The following is a 16640-nucleotide window of genomic DNA, read 5'->3' on the forward strand; positions in this document are numbered from 1 at the left end:
ACGCATCGGGCATCGTCGATGACCATGAAGCTGCTGATACTGGGTGGGACGGGTTTCGTCGGCCGGGCGCTCGCCGGTGAGGCGGTCGCCCGCGGCGACGACGTGACGGTCTTCAACCGCGGGTTACGCGGCTCCCCGTCCGGCGTGCGGGTGCTGAGCGGCGACCGGCTGGCGCCCGACGGCCTGGCCGCGCTGCAGATCGACCAGAGCTGGGACGCGGTGGTGGACACCTGGTCGGCGGGCTCCGGCGCGGTCGGCCGCACCGCCCGGCTGCTCTCGGGAAGAACAGGGCATTACACGTACGTGTCGAGCCGCTCGGTCTACAAGTGGGGCACCCCGGCCCCGTTGACCGAGCAGGCGCCGCTCGCCGACCCGCGCGAGCCCGGGTACGCCGGCGACAAGGTGCGCGGCGAGCTCGCGGCGGCCGACTTCGGCGGGCCGCTGCTGCTGGTCCGGGCCGGGCTGATCCTCGGACCGCACGAGGACGTGGGCCGGCTGCCCTGGTGGCTGCACCGCCTCGCCCGCGGCGGCCCGACGCTGGCGCCGGGGCCGCGGATCCTGCCGCTGCAGTACATCGACGCCCGCGACCTGGCGATCTTCATCCTGGACGCGGGCGCGGCCCGGCTGACCGGGGCGTACAACGTGGTGAGCGAGGCCGGGCACACCACGATGGGTGAGCTGCTCGACATCGGCAACCAGGTGACCGGCGGGCGGGCGCAGTTGCGCTGGGTGGATCCCAAGATCATCGACGCGTACGGGATCCAGGCGTGGACCCAGCTGCCGATCTGGCTGCCGCCCGGCCCCGACCACGACTTCCTGCACCGCGGCGACGTCTCCAAGGCCCTGGCGGCCGGGTTGCGTCCCCGGCCGGTGTACGACACGGTCGCCGACACCTGGCAGTGGCTGCGCTCGCTGCCCGGGGACGCGCCGCGCCGCACCGACCGCGGTGAACTGGGGCTCGATCCGGCGCTGGAGGCGAAGGTGCTGGCCGAGCAGTTCCGCTAGCCCAGCAGTTCCGCTAGCCCAGCAGTTCCGCCAGCCGGGCCGCGCCGACGTTGCCCCCCGAGATGATCACGCCGATGCGGGCCGGGACGGGGCTGACGTGGCCGGCGAGCAACGCGGCCACGCCGGAGGCGCCGCTCGGCTCCATGACCAGCTTGAGCCGGTCGACGGCGAAGCGCAGCGCGTCGCGGATCTCGTCGTCGGTGACCAGCACGATCTCGTCGACGAGCCGCCGGTTGATCGAGAAGGTGAGCTCGCCGGGGATCGGGGCGGCCTGCCCGTCGGCGATGGTGCGCGGCACCGGGATGCGGACCCGCTCCCCCGCTTGCAGGGAGCGTTTGGTGTCGTCGCCGGCGGCCGGCTCGACCCCGATCACGCGGATGCCGGGCTGCAGGCCCTTGGCGGCGGTGGCGCTGCCGGCGATCAGCCCGCCGCCCCCGACCGGGACGACGATCGCGTCGAGGCCGGGAACGTCTTCGAGCAGCTCGAGCGCGGCGGTGCCCTGCCCGGCGATCACGTCCGGGTGCTCGTACGGCGGGATCAGCGCCAGGCCCCGCTCAGCGGCCAGGCGCTCGCCGATCTGTTCCCGGTCGCCGGTGTACCGGTCGTAGGTGATGATCTCGGCGCCGTAGCCGCGGACGGCGTCGATCTTGGCGGCCGGGGTGTCGGCCGGCATCACGATCACCGCGGTGCTGCCCAGCTCGCGCGCCGCGAGTGCGACGGCCTGGGCGTGGTTGCCGGAGGAGTAGGTGGCAATGCCGCGGGCCAGCTGCTCGGGCGACAGCCGGGCGATCGCGTTGTACGCGCCGCGGAACTTGAACGCCCCGATCCGCTGGAGGTTCTCGGCCTTGAGGTGCACCTCGGCGCCGGCCAGGGCGTCGAGCGTGCGGGAGCGGATCACGGGGGTGCGGTGGGCGGCCCCCGTGATCCGCTTCGCGGCGTCGCGGATGTCCTGCAGGCTGACAGTCGTATCGGTCACGCCCAGATGTTAGGCAGCCTTGCGCAACCCGTGGGCGTCGGTGGCGGCCAGCCGGGTCGCCACGGTGCTGCGGGCGGCGATCTGCGCGGCGTACACGGCGCGGCGGCGGGCGACGCAGCCGTCCTTGGCGTTGCCGGTCTCCTGCTGCTCCATGTGGGTGGCCAGGCCGTCCTTGAGCAGGGCCAGGGCCTCGGTGCGCAGCTGCGACACCCGGGACTCGGTGACGCCCAGCTCGGCGGCGACCTCCGAGAGCGGCCGCTCCCGCAGGAACGACGCCTCGACGACGAACCGCAGCCGCTCGGGCAGCACGGCGACCGCGTCGTGCAGGTAGCCGATCCGCTCGCGGTGCAGCAGCAGCTCCTCCGGGTTCATGGAGGACTCGGTGACCATGTCCTCGGCGGTGCCGACCGCGAAGCCCTGCAACGACAGGACGGCGGCGCGCTGCACGTCGTCGTCGACGTTGGCGAGCTCGGCGACCGCGACGCCGAGCAGCTCGGCGAGCTCGGTCGGGGTCGGGGTGCGGCCCAGGCGGGTGGTCAGCTCCTGCCGGGCGACGTCGGCGCGGCGGGCCCGGGACCGCACCGAGCGGGTCGCCCAGTCCATGCTGCGCAGCTCGTCGAGCAGGGCGCCGCGGACCCGGGCGGCGGCGAACCGGCCGAACGGGATGCCGCGCTCGGTGTCGAACGCCTTGGCCGCGGTGACCAGCGCGGTGTAGCCGGCCGAGGCGAGGTCGTCACGGTGCACGTGGGGCGGGACCTTGAACAGCATCTCGCGGACCATGTGGCCGACCAAAGCCATGTTCTCGCGGATCAGTGTCTCCTGGGCGCGGGTGACGGTCTTCGTTGCGGCGCTCATGTTCGGTTCCCCCCTGTGTGGTTGCGGGGAGAACTTTTCGGGGCGCCGGGTGCAACGAACGGTCACTCATGGTTGCCGCCCGGTTGCATCGCGCGTTTTTCCTCAAGCTTCGAAGATCACGAAAGCAGCCATCCGTTGTCCAGGGCGAGACGCACGGCCTCGGCGCGGGTGCGGGCGCCGGTCTTGCCGATCGCCGACGACAGGTGGTTGCGCACCGTGCCCTCGGACAGGCGCAGGCCGCGGGCGATGTCGGCGACCGTGCCGCCGTCGCGGGCGGCGCGCAGCACGTCGGCCTCCCGGTCGGTCAGCGGGGACTCGCCCTGCGCGAGGGACTGGGCGGCCAGTTCCGGGTCGACCACCCGCAGCCCCTCGTGCACGCGGCGCACGGCGTCGGCGAGCTGGCGGGCCGGGGTGTCCTTGACGATGAACCCGGACGCGCCGGCGGCCATGGCCTGGCGCAGGTAGCCGGCCCGGCCGAACGTGGTGACCATCAGCACGCGGACGGCCGGAAGGTGTTTGTGCAGCTCACGGGCGGCGGCGACGCCGTCGAGGCCGGGCATCTCGACGTCCAGCAGGGCCACGTCGATCTCGTGGTCGCGGGCGGCGGCCAGGACCTCGTCGCCGCGGCCGACCTCGGCGACGACCTTGATGTCGGGCTCGAGGTCGAGCAGGGCCGCCATCGCGCCGCGGACCAGGGCCTGGTCGTCGGCGAGCAACAACTTGATCATGTGGGGACCTCCACGCGTACCCGAAAACCCGCCTCGCCGTCGCGGCCACCCGCGGTGAGGTGACCGCCCAGCGCTTCCGCTCGCCGGCGGAGCCCGGCGAGACCCTGCCCACCCTGCCCGATGTGTCCCTGAAAGACGCCGTCGTCGGTGATCTCCACGCTGCCCGGGGACAACGCGACCGACGCGTGCCGGGCCTTGCTGTGCCGCACGACGTTGGTGACCGCCTCCCGGATCGTCCACGCGAACAGCTCCCGGTTGCGGCTCGGGATCTCGTCGGCCGCGCCGGGCAGCGTCGCCTCCACGTTCGCCGCCGCCAGGGCCTCGCGCGCGGCGGCGATCTCGCCCGGCAGCGAGATCCCGCGCATCCCCATCGCCGTCGACCGCACGTCGGCGAGGGCGTCGCGGGCCAGGCCTTCGAGGTCGGCGAGCTCCTTGCGGGCCCGGTCCAGGTCGATGTCGAGCAGCCGCTGGGCGAGTTCGGCCTTCACGGTCACCACGGTCAGCGAGTGGCCGAGGATGTCGTGCAGGTCGTTGGCGATGCGGGCCCGCTCGTTCTGCACCGCGAGATCGGCGATCTCCTGCTGCGCCACGACGAGGCGGGTCTGCCGCTCGGAGGCGAGCCGGATCCCCCAGGTGGCGAGCGAGCCGAGCAGCACCGCCAGGCCGTAGCCGTTGTCGTGCCAGCCCGGTACCAGCGCCGGCAAGGCCTCGGACAACGCCACCAGCAGCGCGGCGAACGGGATCGCCCGCACCAGCGGCAGGCTCACCATCGAGAACGCCGCGATGTACACCAGGCAGGTCAGCGCGTGCGCGCCCGCGCCCGGGATCTGCAGCAGGAACAGCCCGAGCATCGCCGCGATGCCGAACCCGGCACGGCGGATGTCCCGCCGCGCCGGGGCCGACGTGCGCCGCATGACGCCGGCCAGCCGGACCATGGTCATGTAGGCGACCGCGAACAGCACGACCGCGACCAGCCCGACCACCCGCCAGGTCATGCTGGGCTGTTTGAGCAGGGCGTTGACGGTCTCGGCCAGGTAGAACAACCAGACGGCGGCGAAGATCCAGCCGAACCGCTGCCCGCGGGAGAGGTCGTTCGCCATGGTCATGACGTTAGACGCGGGCTGTGTCGCGGCGGAACCGCCACATCGCGCCCAGCGCGAACAGCGCCGTCCAGACCACCACGTTCAGCGTCGCCAGCCACAGGTTGCCGTCCTGGACGAGGGGGTAGCGGGCGATCTCGCCGACCCCGTACACCGGGGTGAACTTCGCGATCGTCGCGAACGTGTGGCCGAGGTTGTCGACCGGCACGAACAGCCCACCGGCGAACGACAGCACCGCGAGCACCGGGCCGAGGATCTGCATCACGTTCTCGCTGGGCAGCAGGTAGCCCATGAACAGGCCGAACGCGGCGAACACCAGCGCGCACACCCAGGCCAGCAGGCCGCAGAAGATCCAGGCGTGAACCGGCAGCTTCGCCCCCGCGACGCTGCCGACCGCGAACGCCACGGCCACCGACACCAACCCGATGATCATCGCGAGGACGAGTTTCACGGCGATGTAGGCGACCGGCTTGAGCGGGGTCAGCCGCAGCTGCCGGCTCCACCCGGCGGCCCGCTCGATGGAGACCATCGCGCCGCCGCTGGTGGTGGCGAGCATGGCGCCGTAGACGGCCATGCTGACCAGGATGTATCCGGTGACGTTGCCGCCGCCGGCCGCCTCGGCCTTGGACGACGCGTTGGTGCCGAAGAGCAGGAAGAACACCGCCGGCATGACGAGGGTGAAGATGACGGTGCGGCGGTTGCGCATCATGCGCCGCAGCTCGAGCTTGATCATCCCGAGGTTGAAGCCGCCGAGGCGCGGGAGGGATCGTTCGGTCAGCACGGTCATTTCGACGGCTCCTCGTCGGCAGTCAGGGTCAGGAACGCCTCTTCGAGATTCCGCGAGGTGATCTCCAGGTCGCGGGCCGGGGTCTCGTTCAGCAGGAAACGGGCGATCGTGTCGGTGTCGCGCCCGTGCAGGTAGACGGTGTCGCCACGGATCTCCGCCGTGTCCACCCCCGCGATGGACTGCAGGTCGCTCTCGACCGCGCCGGGGAGGGTGGCCCGCACCGTGCGGCCGGACGCGAGGGCCTTGACCTCCGCGGCGGTGCCGTCGGCGACGATCCGGCCGCGGCGCACGAAGACCACCCGGTCCGCGTACGCGTCGGCCTCCTCCAGGTAGTGGGTGGCGAAGATGACCGTGCGCCCGCCCTGGGCGTCCCGGCGGATCGCCTGCCAGAAGTCGTGCCGGCCGCCGACGTCCATGCCGGTGGTCGGCTCGTCGAGGATCAGCAGCTCCGGGTCGGGCAGCAGCGCCATGGCGAACCGCAGCCGCTGCTGCTGCCCGCCCGAGCACTTGCCGACCAGGCGCTTGCCGATGTCGGCGATCCCCGCGCGCTCGAGGGCCTCGGCGGCGGCGCTTTCCTTCTTGCCGAACAGCACGGCCGTCAGGCGGGCCGTCTCCTCGACCGTGTAGTCCTTGAGCAGCCCGCCGGTCTGCATGACCGCCGAGACCAGGCCGAGCGCGACCGCGTCATGCGGCTTGCGCCCGTACACCTGTACCGAGCCCTCGGTGGGCTGGGCCAGGCCGAGCAGCATGTCGACCGTGGTGGTCTTGCCGGCCCCGTTCGGGCCGAGCAGGGCCACCACCTCGCCGGGTCGGATCCGCAGGCTGATGCCGTCGACGGCGGTGACCGCGCCGAAGCGCTTGACCACGCCGTCGAGGTCGACGGCCGGCACCGCGGTGCCGCGGGCCGTCATGTCGGGTGAGGCGGTGAGCGTCATGTCCTCATCGTGATCCCGGCGGGCCGTGCGCCGAGGGGCCACGCGTCATCTCGCGTCCATGACATTCGTCAGGGGGTCAGAATGTGTCGATGGAACCGACCCACAGCGCGCTGATCATCACCGTTCCCGAGGCCGAGCCCGTCGTCGCCCGGCACCGGGAGCGTCTCGACCGGGCCGCGTCGTGGGGAGTGCCCGCGCACATCACGGTCCTGTTCCCGTTCCTGCCGCCCGCCGAGATCGACGAGCACGTCCTGGAGGTGTTGCGCCGCGTCGCCGCGACCGTGCCCGCGTTCTTCCTGACGCTGGACAAGCTCGGCTGGTTCGGCGACCGCGTCGTCTGGCTCGCGCCGCACCCCGCCGAGCCGTTCCAGCAGCTCACCGCCGCCGTCACCGCGCGTTTCCCGGCGGTGCGGCCCTACGACGGCGCCTTCGACGAGGTGATCCCGCACCTGACGCTGGGACACGACCACCCGGCCGGCGACCTGACCGCGGCGGGCGAGGCGGTCACGCCCCAGCTGCCCATCCACGCCCGCGTCGACGCGCTGCGCCTGATCACCGGCCGCCGCGAGGCCGGCGACTCATGGCTGACCCGCGGCCTGTTCCCCCTGGGCTGATTCCCCCTGGGCTGAGGCCTCCGGCTCCGCCTCGCCCAGGAAGGCGTCGACCGTCTCCTTGACCACGCCGAGCCTGGTCAGCGCCGGTTCCTGCTCCTCCAGCAGCGCCAGCAGCAGGTGGCCGGTCCCGACGCCCTGGTGCCCGAGCCGCAGCGCCTCCCGGAACGTCAGCTCCAGCACCTTGCGCGACCCGGCGTCGTAGGGGACCAGGCCGGGCGTCTCCCCGGCCGGCGCGGGCAGCAAGGCGTGCGCCGCGCTGCGCACCGCCTCCGGATCGAACCCCTGGGCCACGAGCGCCGCCGCCCCGAGACCTTGCGGCACATCGAGGACGCCCAGCAGCAGGTGACCCGGGACGATCTCGGCGTGGCCGGCCGCCTTCGCCTCGTTCATCGACGCGACGACCGCCATCCGGGCCGGGGCCGAGAACCGCTCGAACCCCTGGTCGCCCTTGGCCACGAACCGCTTCTGCGCGGCCTGCTTGGTCACGCCCATGCTGCGGCCGATCTCGGTCCAGGAGGCGCCGGAACGGCGGGCCTGGTCGACGAAGTGGCCGATCAGGTGGTCGGCGAGCTCGCCCAGATGGTCGCCGAGCAGCATCGCGTCCTGCAACTGCTGCAACGGCTCGTCGGGGCGGGCCCGGTTGATCGCGGTGATGAGGTCGTCCAGCCGCACCGGCGGCATGCTCTGCATCTGCTCCGTCATGGCGTCAACCCTAGGTTGACGATCGGGCATCCGTCAACACGCGGTTGACGGTCTGCCGGCCGAGCGCGGCGAACGCCGGGTCGGAGACGCGGTAGTAGTGCCACGCGCCCAGGCCGAAGACCAGCGCCCAGGCGCGGCCGCGCTCCCAGGTGAGATCGTCGGGGTCGAGCCGGGCGCGGAAAACCGGGCGCGTGGCCGCGTCGAACACCGTCCAGGCGGGCATGAGGTCGCTCGCCGGGTCGCCGATGCCGGCGCACCCGAAGTCGATCACCGCGCTGAGCCGGCCGTTGCTGGTGAGCAGATTCGGGGGCAGCAGGTCGCTGTGCAGCCAGACCGGTCTCTCCGGCGGCACGGGCAGGTGCAGCGCCGCGTCCCAGATCCGCAGGGCATCCGGGACGTCCAGGTCGCGGGCGGCGGTCCGCACGTACCCGTCGGAGGAAGCGAAGGAGCCGCCGCGGTAGGCCTTGGGGGCGCCGGACGGGATCGGCGCCCGTTGCAGTGCCGCGACGAAACCGCCCAGCTGTTCTGCCATGTCCGGCAGATCGGGGATATCGTGCGTGCCGTCCAGCCAGCGGTAGACCGACCACGCCAGCGCAAAACCCTCCCCCGGCTCGCCCAGCCCCACCGGCGACGGGATCCGCAGGGGCAGGCGCGGGGCCAGCCACGGCAGCCACCGATGCTCCTTGCGGATCACCTCGGCCGCCCCCGGCATCCGCGGCATCCGTACGACCAGGTCGTCGCCGAGCCGGAACATGACGTTCTCGGTCCCCGAGGCCGGCAGCTCCCACAGCGGCCGGTCCGCCCAGTGCGGGAACTGCTCCGCGAGCAGCCGCCGCACCAGGCCCTCGGTGATGTCCAGCTCTCCGTCGTGCAGCTTCACAGCGTCCTCCGCACCACGCGCAGCAGATATTCCTTACGGTCGAGGGGGTCGGGGCCGATCCGCTCGCGCGCCGGCGGTGTTCCGCGCACCGGCGCGTAATGGTCGAAGGCGCTGTCGAGGACCCCTTCGCCGCGGGTCAGCGCCGGCAGCCGCCGCTGCAGCTCGTGCACCTTCGCCGCCGGGATCTCCCCGTCGATCCCGTGCGCGCCGGTCGCGAGGGGGATCGCCCCGAGCCGCGCCAGCAGCGGCAGCACCGCCGGCGCCGTGTCCGGCGGCACCTCGGCGGTGAACGCGTGGATCGGCTCGTGCACCACGGTTCCCGCCCGCCGCAGCGCGGCCATCAGCACCAGCGGGGTGAGCCGGCGGAAATCCCCGGCCGTGCTGGACATGCTCTTGTCGAACACCGCGTGCGCGTGGCTCTGCCGCGCCGAATACCCCGAGTGCGTCATCGTCACGGCACAGTCCGGCACCGGCCAGCCGCGCAGCCCCTGCCGCAGCGTCTCGCGCACGGTCTGCTCGACCGCCACGAAGAACGCCGGCGGCATCGACCCCGGCTCCACCGCCAGATCGAAGGTGATCCCGTCGCCGGGCCGCACGCGCAGCCCGACGGTGGCCAGGAACGGGTTCGGGTCGACCTTGTTGAACTCGACCGCCGTCCCCTGCCCGGCGAGCCGCTCGACGCAGAGGACGGTGGTCTCCCGGAAGGACACGTCGAGGCCGTACTGCTCGGCGAGGGTGGCCTGGATGACCTCCTTCTGCACCTCGCCGTAGAGCGACACGTACACCTCGCCCCGCTCGTCGTCCTGCCGCAGGTTGATCAGCGGGTCCTGCTCGGCCAGCTCCACCAGCGCCGCGTGCAGGCCGGCCCGGCTCTGCGGCCGCGCGACCACGGCGGTCTCCAGGCTGGGCGGGGCGAATTGCGCTTGGTGCGCTTTGTCATCCCGTACGCCGATGGTGTCGCCGATCTTGATCTTGGTGAGGCCGCGGACGGTGCCGATCTGGCCCGCCGCGATCTGCCGGCGGGTGACCGTGCGGCCGTCGGCGAACACGGAGATCCCGGTGACCCGGTCGGCGCCGACGGTGTCGCGCACGTGCAGGGCGCCGCCGAACATGCGCAGGTAGGCGACCTTCTCACCGGCCGGGCCGCGGTCGACCTTGAACACCATGCCGCTGAGCTCGTTGACGCCGGCCTCTTCGTTGCCGGCCTCTTCGTTGCCGGCCTCTTCGGCGGGCGCGGCCGGTAGCAGGCCGGTGATGCCGTCGATCAGCTCGTCGATGCCGGCGCCGGTGATCGCCGAGCCGAAGAACACCGGGTGCACGTCGTCGTGGGCCCGTAGCGGCGGCGGTGTGCGGTCCTCGACCAGGGCGGCCAGCACCGCGTCGTCGTGGTCGGCCAGCCGCCGCAGGTCGGTCCGGGCCCGCACGGTGGCGACGCGGGTGCCGAGGCCGTCGACGCGGCTCATCGGCACGATCGCCGGGGACACGCGGGCCGCGAGCTCGTCGAGCAGGCCCTCCACCCGGGCGCCGACCCGGTCCACCTTGTTCACGAAGATGAGCGTGGGGATCCGCAGCCGGTGCAGCGTGCGCGCCAGCACCCGGGTCTGCGCCTGCACGCCCTCGACCGCGGAGACGACCAGGACGGCGCCGTCGAGCACGCCGAGGACCCGTTCCACCTCGGCGATGAAGTCGGGGTGACCCGGAGTGTCGATCAGGTTGACCGTGGTGCCGCGCAGCCGGAACGACACCACCGCCGACTTGATGGTGATGCCGCGACGGCGTTCCAGCTCGAGCGTGTCGGTGCGGGTGCTGCCCGCATCGACGCTGCCGAGCTCGTCGATGACCCCGGCGGCGTACAACAGCCGCTCGGTGAGACTGGTCTTACCGGCGTCGACGTGCGCCAGAATGCCGAGATTGAGCGTAGCCAAGCGTCATGTCCCTCACGGTGAGCCGGATTCCTTCCTGGGCGGACATGAACGCAGCTCGCATCGTGGGACTCTCTTCACTCGGGATCTCGGACGGGTTCCAGCTCACCAGGGCGGGACGGGTCGCGGCAACCGAATTAACCGCGCTTCTCCGCTTCCCGGCGGCCGCGCTTGCCCAGCGGCACCTCGGACAGGTCGACGGTCTGCGAGGTCAGGTTCTTGACCGGATAGCCGCGCTCGGCCATCCACGGCGCCGCCTTCGCCTCGGCGCCGGCCGTGATCGCCGGGATCTCGGCCTGCTCGGCGGCCTGCGCCACGAACCGGAACGCGAAGAACGGCCGGGCCGGCAGGTCGTAGGCCAGATAGCCCTCCGGAGAGTACTGCGTGTGCATGAAGTCGTGCTGCGCCTGCTCGGCGACCAGCTCGGCCTGCTGCTGCGCGCTCAGCCCGTCGAAGGCCCCGCGCACGGTGACCCGGATCGTCCGGCTCATCTCCCCCACCCTTTCCTCGGCAGTCCGCCGGCCAGTATCCGGGCGCGGGGCCGCGCCCGACACCGATTTCCGATCAGACGGCCGCGCTGCCGGCGGCTCAGACGGCTGCGCGGACCCGCTCGGCGAAGGCGGGCCACAGCGACGGGGCCGCGCCGATGGTGAGCTCGGTGGTGAAGTCGGCGCCGTGGCCGCCCAGGACCACCCCGGCCTCGCGGGCGATCAGGGCGCCGGCGGCGATGTCCCACAGGTTCGTGTCCAGCGCCAGGCCGCCGTCGAGCCGGCCGGCGGCCAGATACACCAGGTTCAGCGCCGCCGGCAGCCGGCGGATGTCACCGGCCACCGGGAGCAGCTCCTGGATCACCCGGCCGGCCCGGGTCTTCGTCGCCGGGCCGGGCTGGAAGCTGATGCCCACCAGCGCCTCGGCCAGCGGCGGTCCGCCCGACACCGAGATCGGCTCGCCGCCCAGGAGCGCGCCGGCGCCGTCGATCGCGCTGAACGTCTCGTCCGCCACCGGCTCGTGCACGACGGCCATCCGGGGCTGGTCGCCCTCGTACAACGCGATGCACACCGACCAGGGACCGGTGCGGCTGATGTAGTTGCGGGTGCCGTCCAGCGGGTCGACGACCCACTTCCAGCCGGTCGTGCCGCCCCGGCCGTGGCCCTCCTCGGCCTGGATCGCGTCGCCGGGCCAGGCCGCGTGGATCGCCTCCACGATGAGGAGCTCGCTGGCGATGTCGACGTCGGAGACCACGTCGTTGGCGTGTGCCTTGGGCGCGCCCACCCGCAGGGTGTCACGGCGTTCCAGCTGCAGCCGGCCGGCCCGAACCGCGAGGCCGGCGGCGAGGCCGCACGCCGCGAGAAGATCCCGATCCATCACGCGTCAGGTTATCGGACGGGCGATGTCGAGAACGCGGCGCCGGCTCCGTCCTGGTTACATCAAGGGCCACCACCGGCCGTACGACGAAGGAGAACCACCGTGACGATCCAGCGCATGGACAACGTCGGCATTGTCGTCGGCGACCTCGACGCTGGCGAAATACCAGTCGCCCACGGCGACCGCCGCCAACCCGCCCCACCCGCCGCACAACACGCTGGGCATGCATCGCGTCATGTTCGCCGTCGACGACATCGAGGACACCGTCGCCCGCCTGCGCCCGCACGGCGCCGAGCTCGTCGGCGACGTGACCCGGTTCGAGGACAGCTAGCTGCTCTGCTACATCCGCGGCCCTGAGGGCATCTTCATCGGGCTGGCCGAGCAGCTCGCCTGACGCGTCCACCACCGACAACGAAAGAGACGACCGTGCAACCGAACGAGATCACCGAAGTCCTGAACCGGCCGGTCAGCCAGGAGCTGCTGGCCCGCGACGTGACCCGCCTGGCCTACGTCGCCAAGGACGGCACACCCCGCACCGTCCCGATCGCGTTCACCTGGAACGGCGCGGACATCGTCATGTGCACCACGAAGAACGCGCCCAAGCTGCCGGCCCTGCGCGCCAACCCGGCGGTCGCCCTGACGATCGACACCGAGGTGCACCCACCCAAGATCCTGCTCATCCGGGGCCGCGCCGACCTCGACTACGTCGACGACATCCCCGACGAGTACCTCCGGGCGACCAGCACCTACCAGATGACCCCCGAGCAACGCGTCGCATGGGAGGCGGAAGTGCGCTCGCTGTACCACGACGGCATGGTCCGCATCGTCGTGACCCCGACGTGGGCGAAATTGATCGACTTCGAGACGACCCTGCCGAGCGCGGTCGAGGAACTGGCCCGCCAGCGGGCCGAGCGTCAGCGACAAGGAGAACATGATGGCGAAATATCTGCTGCTCAAGCACTACCGGGGCGGCCCGGCCCCGACCGTGGAGTTCGCGCCCATCGACCAGTGGAAGCCTGCGGAGGTCGACGCGCACATGCAGTTCATGCGCGACTTCGAGGACCGGCTGAAAGAATCGGGCGAGTTCGTCGACGTGGAGGTGCTGCTGCCCGGCGGCGCGTTCGTGCGGTCCGACGGCGAGGGCCGGCCACCGGTGACCGACGGCCCGTTCGCCGAGACCAAAGACCTGATCGCCGGCTGGTACGTCATCGACGTGGAGTCGTGGGACCGCGCGGTCGAGCTCGCCGGCGAGCTGTCGGCGGCCCCCGGGCAGGACGGCAAGCCCTTGCACGAGTGGCTCGAGGTGCGGCCGTTCTACGGCGCGCAGCCCACGGTCACCGAGTGAACGAGGCACTGCTGCGCGATCTCGTACCCGCGGTGATCGGTGTCCTCGTCCGGCGCGGAGCAGACTTCGCGTCGGCCGAGGACGCCGTGCAGGACGCCCTGGTCGAGGCCGTCCGCGCGTGGCCCGGCGATCCCCCGAAGGATGCCAAGGGCTGGCTGGTCACCGTCGCCTGGCGCAAGTTCCTCGACGCCGCCCGGGCCGAGACCTCCCGGCGGCGGCGCGAGGAACGCATCGACAGCGAGCCGGCGCCCGGCCCGGTCGACGCGGTGGACGACACGCTCCAGCTGTACTTCCTGTGCGCCCACCCCTCGTTGACGCCGGCATCGTCGGTCGCGCTCACGCTGCGCGCAGTCGGCGGCCTGACCACGCGTCAGATCGCGCAGGCCTACCTGGTGCCGGAGGCCACCATGGCCCAGCGGATCAGCCGGGCCAAGCGGACCGTAGCGGGCGTCCGGTTCAACCAGCCCGGCGACGTCGCCACGGTGCTGCGCGTGCTCTACCTGGTCTTCAACGAGGGCTACACCGGCGACGTCGACCTCGCGGCTGAGGCGATCCGGCTCACCCGCCAGCTGGCGGCCAGGATCAGCCACGAGGAGGTCGCGGGCCTGCTCGCGCTGATGCTGCTCCACCACGCGCGGCGCCCGGCCCGCATCCGCCCGGACGGCAGTCTCGTGCCGCTGCCCGAACAGGACCGCGGTTTGTGGGACACCCGCCTGATCGCCGAGGGCGTTGACGTGCTCCAGACGGCCCTCGCCCGCGACCGCCTGGGAGAGTTCCAGGCCCAGGCCGCCATCGCCGCGCTGCACGCCGACGCGCAGACGGCCGGGGAGACCGACTGGGTGCAGATCGTCGAGTGGTACGACGAGCTGCTGCGGCTCACCGGCAACCCGGTGGCCCGCCTCAACCGCGCCGTCGCGGTCGGCGAGGCCGACGGCCCCCAGGCCGGACTGGCCGCCCTGGCGGAACTCGACCCGGCCCTGCCCCGCCACACGGCCGCCGCTGCATACCTGCACGAGCGGGCCGGCGACCCGGTCACCGCGGCCCGGCTCTACGCCGAGGCCGCCCAGGCAGCACCCAACCTCCCCGAGCGCGACCACCTCACCCGACAGGCCGCCCGGCTCAACGCACAACTGCGCGACAATTATTGAATTACCAATATCAGCAATCCCTCAATCGGAAAACGGACATAACGCCGAAGCACCATAATGACTGCTATGTTGTACTCGGATAGTTGATGTCCGAGACGTGTTTCAGGAGCCACGGAAGGCGTCCACGGCGGTGAACCTCAGGCCCCCTCGACAACCTCGAAGATGCCGGTGGGTGACACCACCGTTTTCCTGGCGCCCTCGGAGAGGTGGATCTCGTGGCCGTCGATGCGGACCGTGACCGGACCGCGGAACTGCACCACCCGGGCCGGTCGCCCCTGCGTGACCGAGTCGAGGATCCGCAGGCGAGCCAGTTTTGGCCGGCCGGCACCGGGCGGCGCACGGTCGAGGTAGGCGGCCGCGGCGAGAAGCACCTCCGGCCGGTCGGCCGCGTTGCCGATCATCGCATTGCAGGCGCCGCACAGCAGGCCGCGAACCAGGCCTGTGCGGTGGCAGTGATCCACGACCAGACGGACAGCCTCGGCGGCGGGGCGGCCGTCCAACCGCGGCCTGCCGGTGCGTGCCGGCGGAATGTCGTCCTCGTGGATGCCGCAGATCTGACATCGGTACGCCTGGGCGGCCCGCAGCGCGTCGTACTCCTCGGGAAGCAAACCGTACTTCTGCCGGAGGTTGTCGGCGCGGCGGCCCTCAGGCCCGATGCCGTCACGGTGGGTTCGGTTGGCCAGCCGCCCGCGTTCGAGACAGGAAGAGCAGCGTTGCGCAGGGCGGCCCGACACGGAGACGAACTCCGTGCCGGGCCGGTCCTGGTGGCAGCGAGGGCAACGCCTCAGACTTGGCTCGAACATGTGTTCGAGGCTAGCCGAGGGGTCTGACAAATCAGTTCTGGCCGGCCCGCACCAGGCCGTGCGGGTCGATCACGTACTTCTTCGCGGCGCCCTGGTCGAAGTCCTGGTAGCCCTGCGGGGCCTGGTCCAGCGAGATCGCCGTGGCGTTCACGTTCTTCGCGATCTGCACCCGGTCGTGCAGGATCGCCATCATCAGGTTGCGGTTGTACTTCATCACCGGGCACTGGCCGGTCACGAACGACACCGACTTCGCCCAGCCGAGGCCCAGCCGCAGCGACAGCGAGCCGACCTTGGCCGCGTCGTCGACGCCGCCGGGGTCGCCGGTCACGTACAGGCCGGGAACGCCGATGGCGCCGCCCGCGCGGGTGATCTCCATCAGCGAGTTCAGCACCGTCGCCGGCATCTCGGTCTGCGCGTTCGCGCCGTGTCCGCGGGCCTCGAAGCCGACCGCGTCGACGGCCGAGTCGACCAGCGGCTGGCCGATGGCGGGCGCGTCGTGCCCGAGGATCTGCTGCACCTGCTCGGCGGGGTCGCCCTCGGCGACGTTGACCGTCTCGCAGCCGAAGCTGCGGGCCTGCGCGAGGCGTTCCTCGTTGAGGTCGCCGACGATGACGACCGCGGCGCCCAGCAGCCACGCGGAGGTGGCCGCGGCCAGGCCGACCGGTCCGGCGCCGGCGATGTACACCGTGGAGCCGGTGGTCACCCCGGCGCTGACGCAGCCGTGGTAGCCGGTGGGGAAGATGTCGGTGAGCATGGCCAGGTCGAGCATCTTCGCCATCGCCTGGTCACGGTCCGGGAATTTCAGCAGATTCCAGTCCGCGTACGGGACGAGCACGTACTCGGCCTGCCCGCCGACCCAGCCGCCCATGTCGACGTACCCGTACGCCGAGCCGGGCCGGTCGGGGTTGACGTTCAGGCAGACGCCGGTCTTGCCCTCCTTGCAGTTGCGGCACCGGCCGCAGGCGATGTTGAACGGGACCGAGCACACGTCGCCGACCTTGATGTACTCGACGTCCGGCCCGACGTCGACGACCTCACCGGTGATCTCGTGGCCGAGCACGAGCCCTTCGGGGGCGGTCGTGCGGCCGCGCACCATGTGCTGGTCGCTGCCGCAGATGTTGCTGGCCACGGTCCGCAGGATCACCCCGTGCGGGGCCTTGCGGCCGATGTTGGCCTTGTTGACGCCGGGGCCGTCCCTCATCTCGTACCCCGGATAGTTGATGTCCTGGATCTCGACCCGGCCCGGGCCCTGGTAGACCACTGCGCGATTGGCTGGCATCGTTGCCTCCCATCGTCGTGATAGCGACGAGCAGTACAGATAGTCACGTCGCCGTTACGGCCATGGTTAAACAGGCTCGGCGGAAAGAGAACCGTCGATACTGACAAAAGCCGCTCATTGCGACATCGTGGTGGGCCGGGTCACATCGCGCGATGTCACAGGCTCGGGTGGCTGTCTCGTCTTGGGGCGAAAGCGT

General features: G+C 71.8%; 18 protein-coding genes and 1 pseudogene. 6 read left to right on the forward strand and 13 right to left on the reverse strand.

The genetic code is table 11. The annotated features are described in order from the left end of the window. The first annotated feature begins 24 nt into the window (after nt 1-24). On the forward strand, nt 25-1005 hold the full coding sequence (locus ACIA5D_RS18845; RefSeq protein WP_396031244.1) for an NAD-dependent epimerase/dehydratase family protein: 981 nt from the start codon (nt 25-27) through the stop codon (nt 1003-1005). 13 nt (nt 1006-1018) lie between these two features. Here the strand turns inward: ACIA5D_RS18845 and ACIA5D_RS18850 are convergent, their stop codons facing one another. The 6 genes from ACIA5D_RS18850 to ACIA5D_RS18875 all read right to left on the reverse strand — a co-directional run bounded on the left by ACIA5D_RS18850 (nt 1019) and on the right by ACIA5D_RS18875 (nt 6386). Beyond that, entirely contained in the window at nt 1019-1981 is a 963-nt protein-coding gene (locus tag ACIA5D_RS18850; RefSeq protein ID WP_396031245.1) for a threonine/serine dehydratase, read from the reverse strand. 9 nt (nt 1982-1990) lie between these two features. Next, complete coding sequence (locus tag ACIA5D_RS18855) at nt 1991-2836, reverse strand: sigma-70 family RNA polymerase sigma factor (protein WP_396031246.1); 846 nt, start codon at nt 2834-2836, stop codon at nt 1991-1993. Nucleotides 2837-2952: 116 nt separating this feature from the next. Continuing rightward, nucleotides 2953-3564, reverse strand: a complete 612-nt coding sequence (locus ACIA5D_RS18860; RefSeq protein WP_396031247.1) for a response regulator — start codon at nt 3562-3564, stop codon at nt 2953-2955. Next, the gene (locus ACIA5D_RS18865; protein WP_396031248.1) at nt 3561-4664 is read right to left on the reverse strand and encodes a sensor histidine kinase; all 1104 of its coding nucleotides are present in this window, start codon (nt 4662-4664) and stop codon (nt 3561-3563) included. The genes ACIA5D_RS18860 and ACIA5D_RS18865 overlap by 4 nt, the downstream gene beginning before the upstream one ends. Before the next feature lie 10 nt (nt 4665-4674). After that, the gene (locus tag ACIA5D_RS18870) at nt 4675-5451 is read right to left on the reverse strand and encodes an ABC transporter permease (RefSeq protein WP_396031249.1); all 777 of its coding nucleotides are present in this window, start codon (nt 5449-5451) and stop codon (nt 4675-4677) included. Beyond that, nucleotides 5448-6386, reverse strand: coding sequence for an ABC transporter ATP-binding protein (locus tag ACIA5D_RS18875; protein WP_396031250.1), 939 nt, complete (start codon nt 6384-6386; stop codon nt 5448-5450). The genes ACIA5D_RS18870 and ACIA5D_RS18875 overlap by 4 nt, the downstream gene beginning before the upstream one ends. 89 nt (nt 6387-6475) lie before the next feature. On the opposite strand from ACIA5D_RS18875, the gene ACIA5D_RS18880 reads away from it, so the two are divergent. Next, complete coding sequence (locus tag ACIA5D_RS18880) at nt 6476-7000, forward strand: 2'-5' RNA ligase family protein (RefSeq protein ID WP_396031252.1); 525 nt, start codon at nt 6476-6478, stop codon at nt 6998-7000. Here the strand turns inward: ACIA5D_RS18880 and ACIA5D_RS18885 are convergent. The 5 genes from ACIA5D_RS18885 to ACIA5D_RS18905 all read right to left on the reverse strand — a co-directional run bounded on the left by ACIA5D_RS18885 (nt 6965) and on the right by ACIA5D_RS18905 (nt 11869). Then, a complete protein-coding gene (locus ACIA5D_RS18885) occupies nt 6965-7702 on the reverse strand; it encodes a Clp protease N-terminal domain-containing protein (protein ID WP_396031253.1) in 738 nt (245 codons plus the stop codon). The genes ACIA5D_RS18880 and ACIA5D_RS18885 overlap by 36 nt on opposite strands. A 10-nt stretch (nt 7703-7712) precedes the next feature. After that, on the reverse strand, nt 7713-8582 hold the full coding sequence (locus ACIA5D_RS18890) for an aminoglycoside phosphotransferase family protein (RefSeq protein ID WP_396031254.1): 870 nt from the start codon (nt 8580-8582) through the stop codon (nt 7713-7715). After that, a complete protein-coding gene (locus ACIA5D_RS18895; protein WP_396031255.1) occupies nt 8579-10507 on the reverse strand; it encodes a GTP-binding protein in 1929 nt (642 codons plus the stop codon). The genes ACIA5D_RS18890 and ACIA5D_RS18895 overlap by 4 nt, the downstream gene beginning before the upstream one ends. Before the next feature lie 134 nt (nt 10508-10641). Next, complete coding sequence (locus tag ACIA5D_RS18900; protein ID WP_396031256.1) at nt 10642-10995, reverse strand: DUF6204 family protein; 354 nt, start codon at nt 10993-10995, stop codon at nt 10642-10644. A 97-nt stretch (nt 10996-11092) separates the two neighbouring features. Continuing rightward, nucleotides 11093-11869: an inositol monophosphatase family protein gene (locus tag ACIA5D_RS18905; protein WP_396031257.1), complete on the reverse strand. Its 777-nt coding sequence runs from the start codon at nt 11867-11869 to the stop codon at nt 11093-11095. A gap of 133 nt (nt 11870-12002) precedes the next feature. Between ACIA5D_RS18905 and ACIA5D_RS18910 the strand changes: the two genes are divergently transcribed. The 4 genes and pseudogenes from ACIA5D_RS18910 to ACIA5D_RS18925 all read left to right on the forward strand — a co-directional run bounded on the left by ACIA5D_RS18910 (nt 12003) and on the right by ACIA5D_RS18925 (nt 14362). Continuing rightward, nucleotides 12003-12200, forward strand: a complete 198-nt coding sequence (locus ACIA5D_RS18910) for a hypothetical protein (RefSeq protein WP_396031258.1) — start codon at nt 12003-12005, stop codon at nt 12198-12200. 161 nt (nt 12201-12361) lie between these two features. Next, nucleotides 12362-12505: pseudogene (locus tag ACIA5D_RS18915) on the forward strand (pyridoxamine 5-phosphate oxidase); the annotation flags it as partial. A gap of 298 nt (nt 12506-12803) precedes the next feature. Then, a complete protein-coding gene (locus ACIA5D_RS18920; protein ID WP_396031683.1) occupies nt 12804-13214 on the forward strand; it encodes a YciI family protein in 411 nt (136 codons plus the stop codon). Further along, nucleotides 13211-14362, forward strand: a complete 1152-nt coding sequence (locus ACIA5D_RS18925; RefSeq protein ID WP_396031684.1) for an RNA polymerase sigma factor — start codon at nt 13211-13213, stop codon at nt 14360-14362. The genes ACIA5D_RS18920 and ACIA5D_RS18925 overlap by 4 nt, the downstream gene beginning before the upstream one ends. 137 nt (nt 14363-14499) lie before the next feature. On the opposite strand, the gene ACIA5D_RS18930 is transcribed toward ACIA5D_RS18925, so the two are convergent. Further along, a complete protein-coding gene (locus ACIA5D_RS18930) occupies nt 14500-15096 on the reverse strand; it encodes an endonuclease VII domain-containing protein (protein WP_396031259.1) in 597 nt (198 codons plus the stop codon). Nucleotides 15097-15196: 100 nt separating this feature from the next. After that, nucleotides 15197-16444, reverse strand: a complete 1248-nt coding sequence (fdhA, locus tag ACIA5D_RS18935; protein ID WP_396031260.1) for a formaldehyde dehydrogenase, glutathione-independent — start codon at nt 16442-16444, stop codon at nt 15197-15199. Nucleotides 16445-16640: the final 196 nt, after the last annotated feature.

The organism is Actinoplanes sp. NPDC051513 (assembly GCF_044454685.1).
Lineage (GTDB): Bacteria > Actinomycetota > Actinomycetes > Mycobacteriales > Micromonosporaceae > Actinoplanes.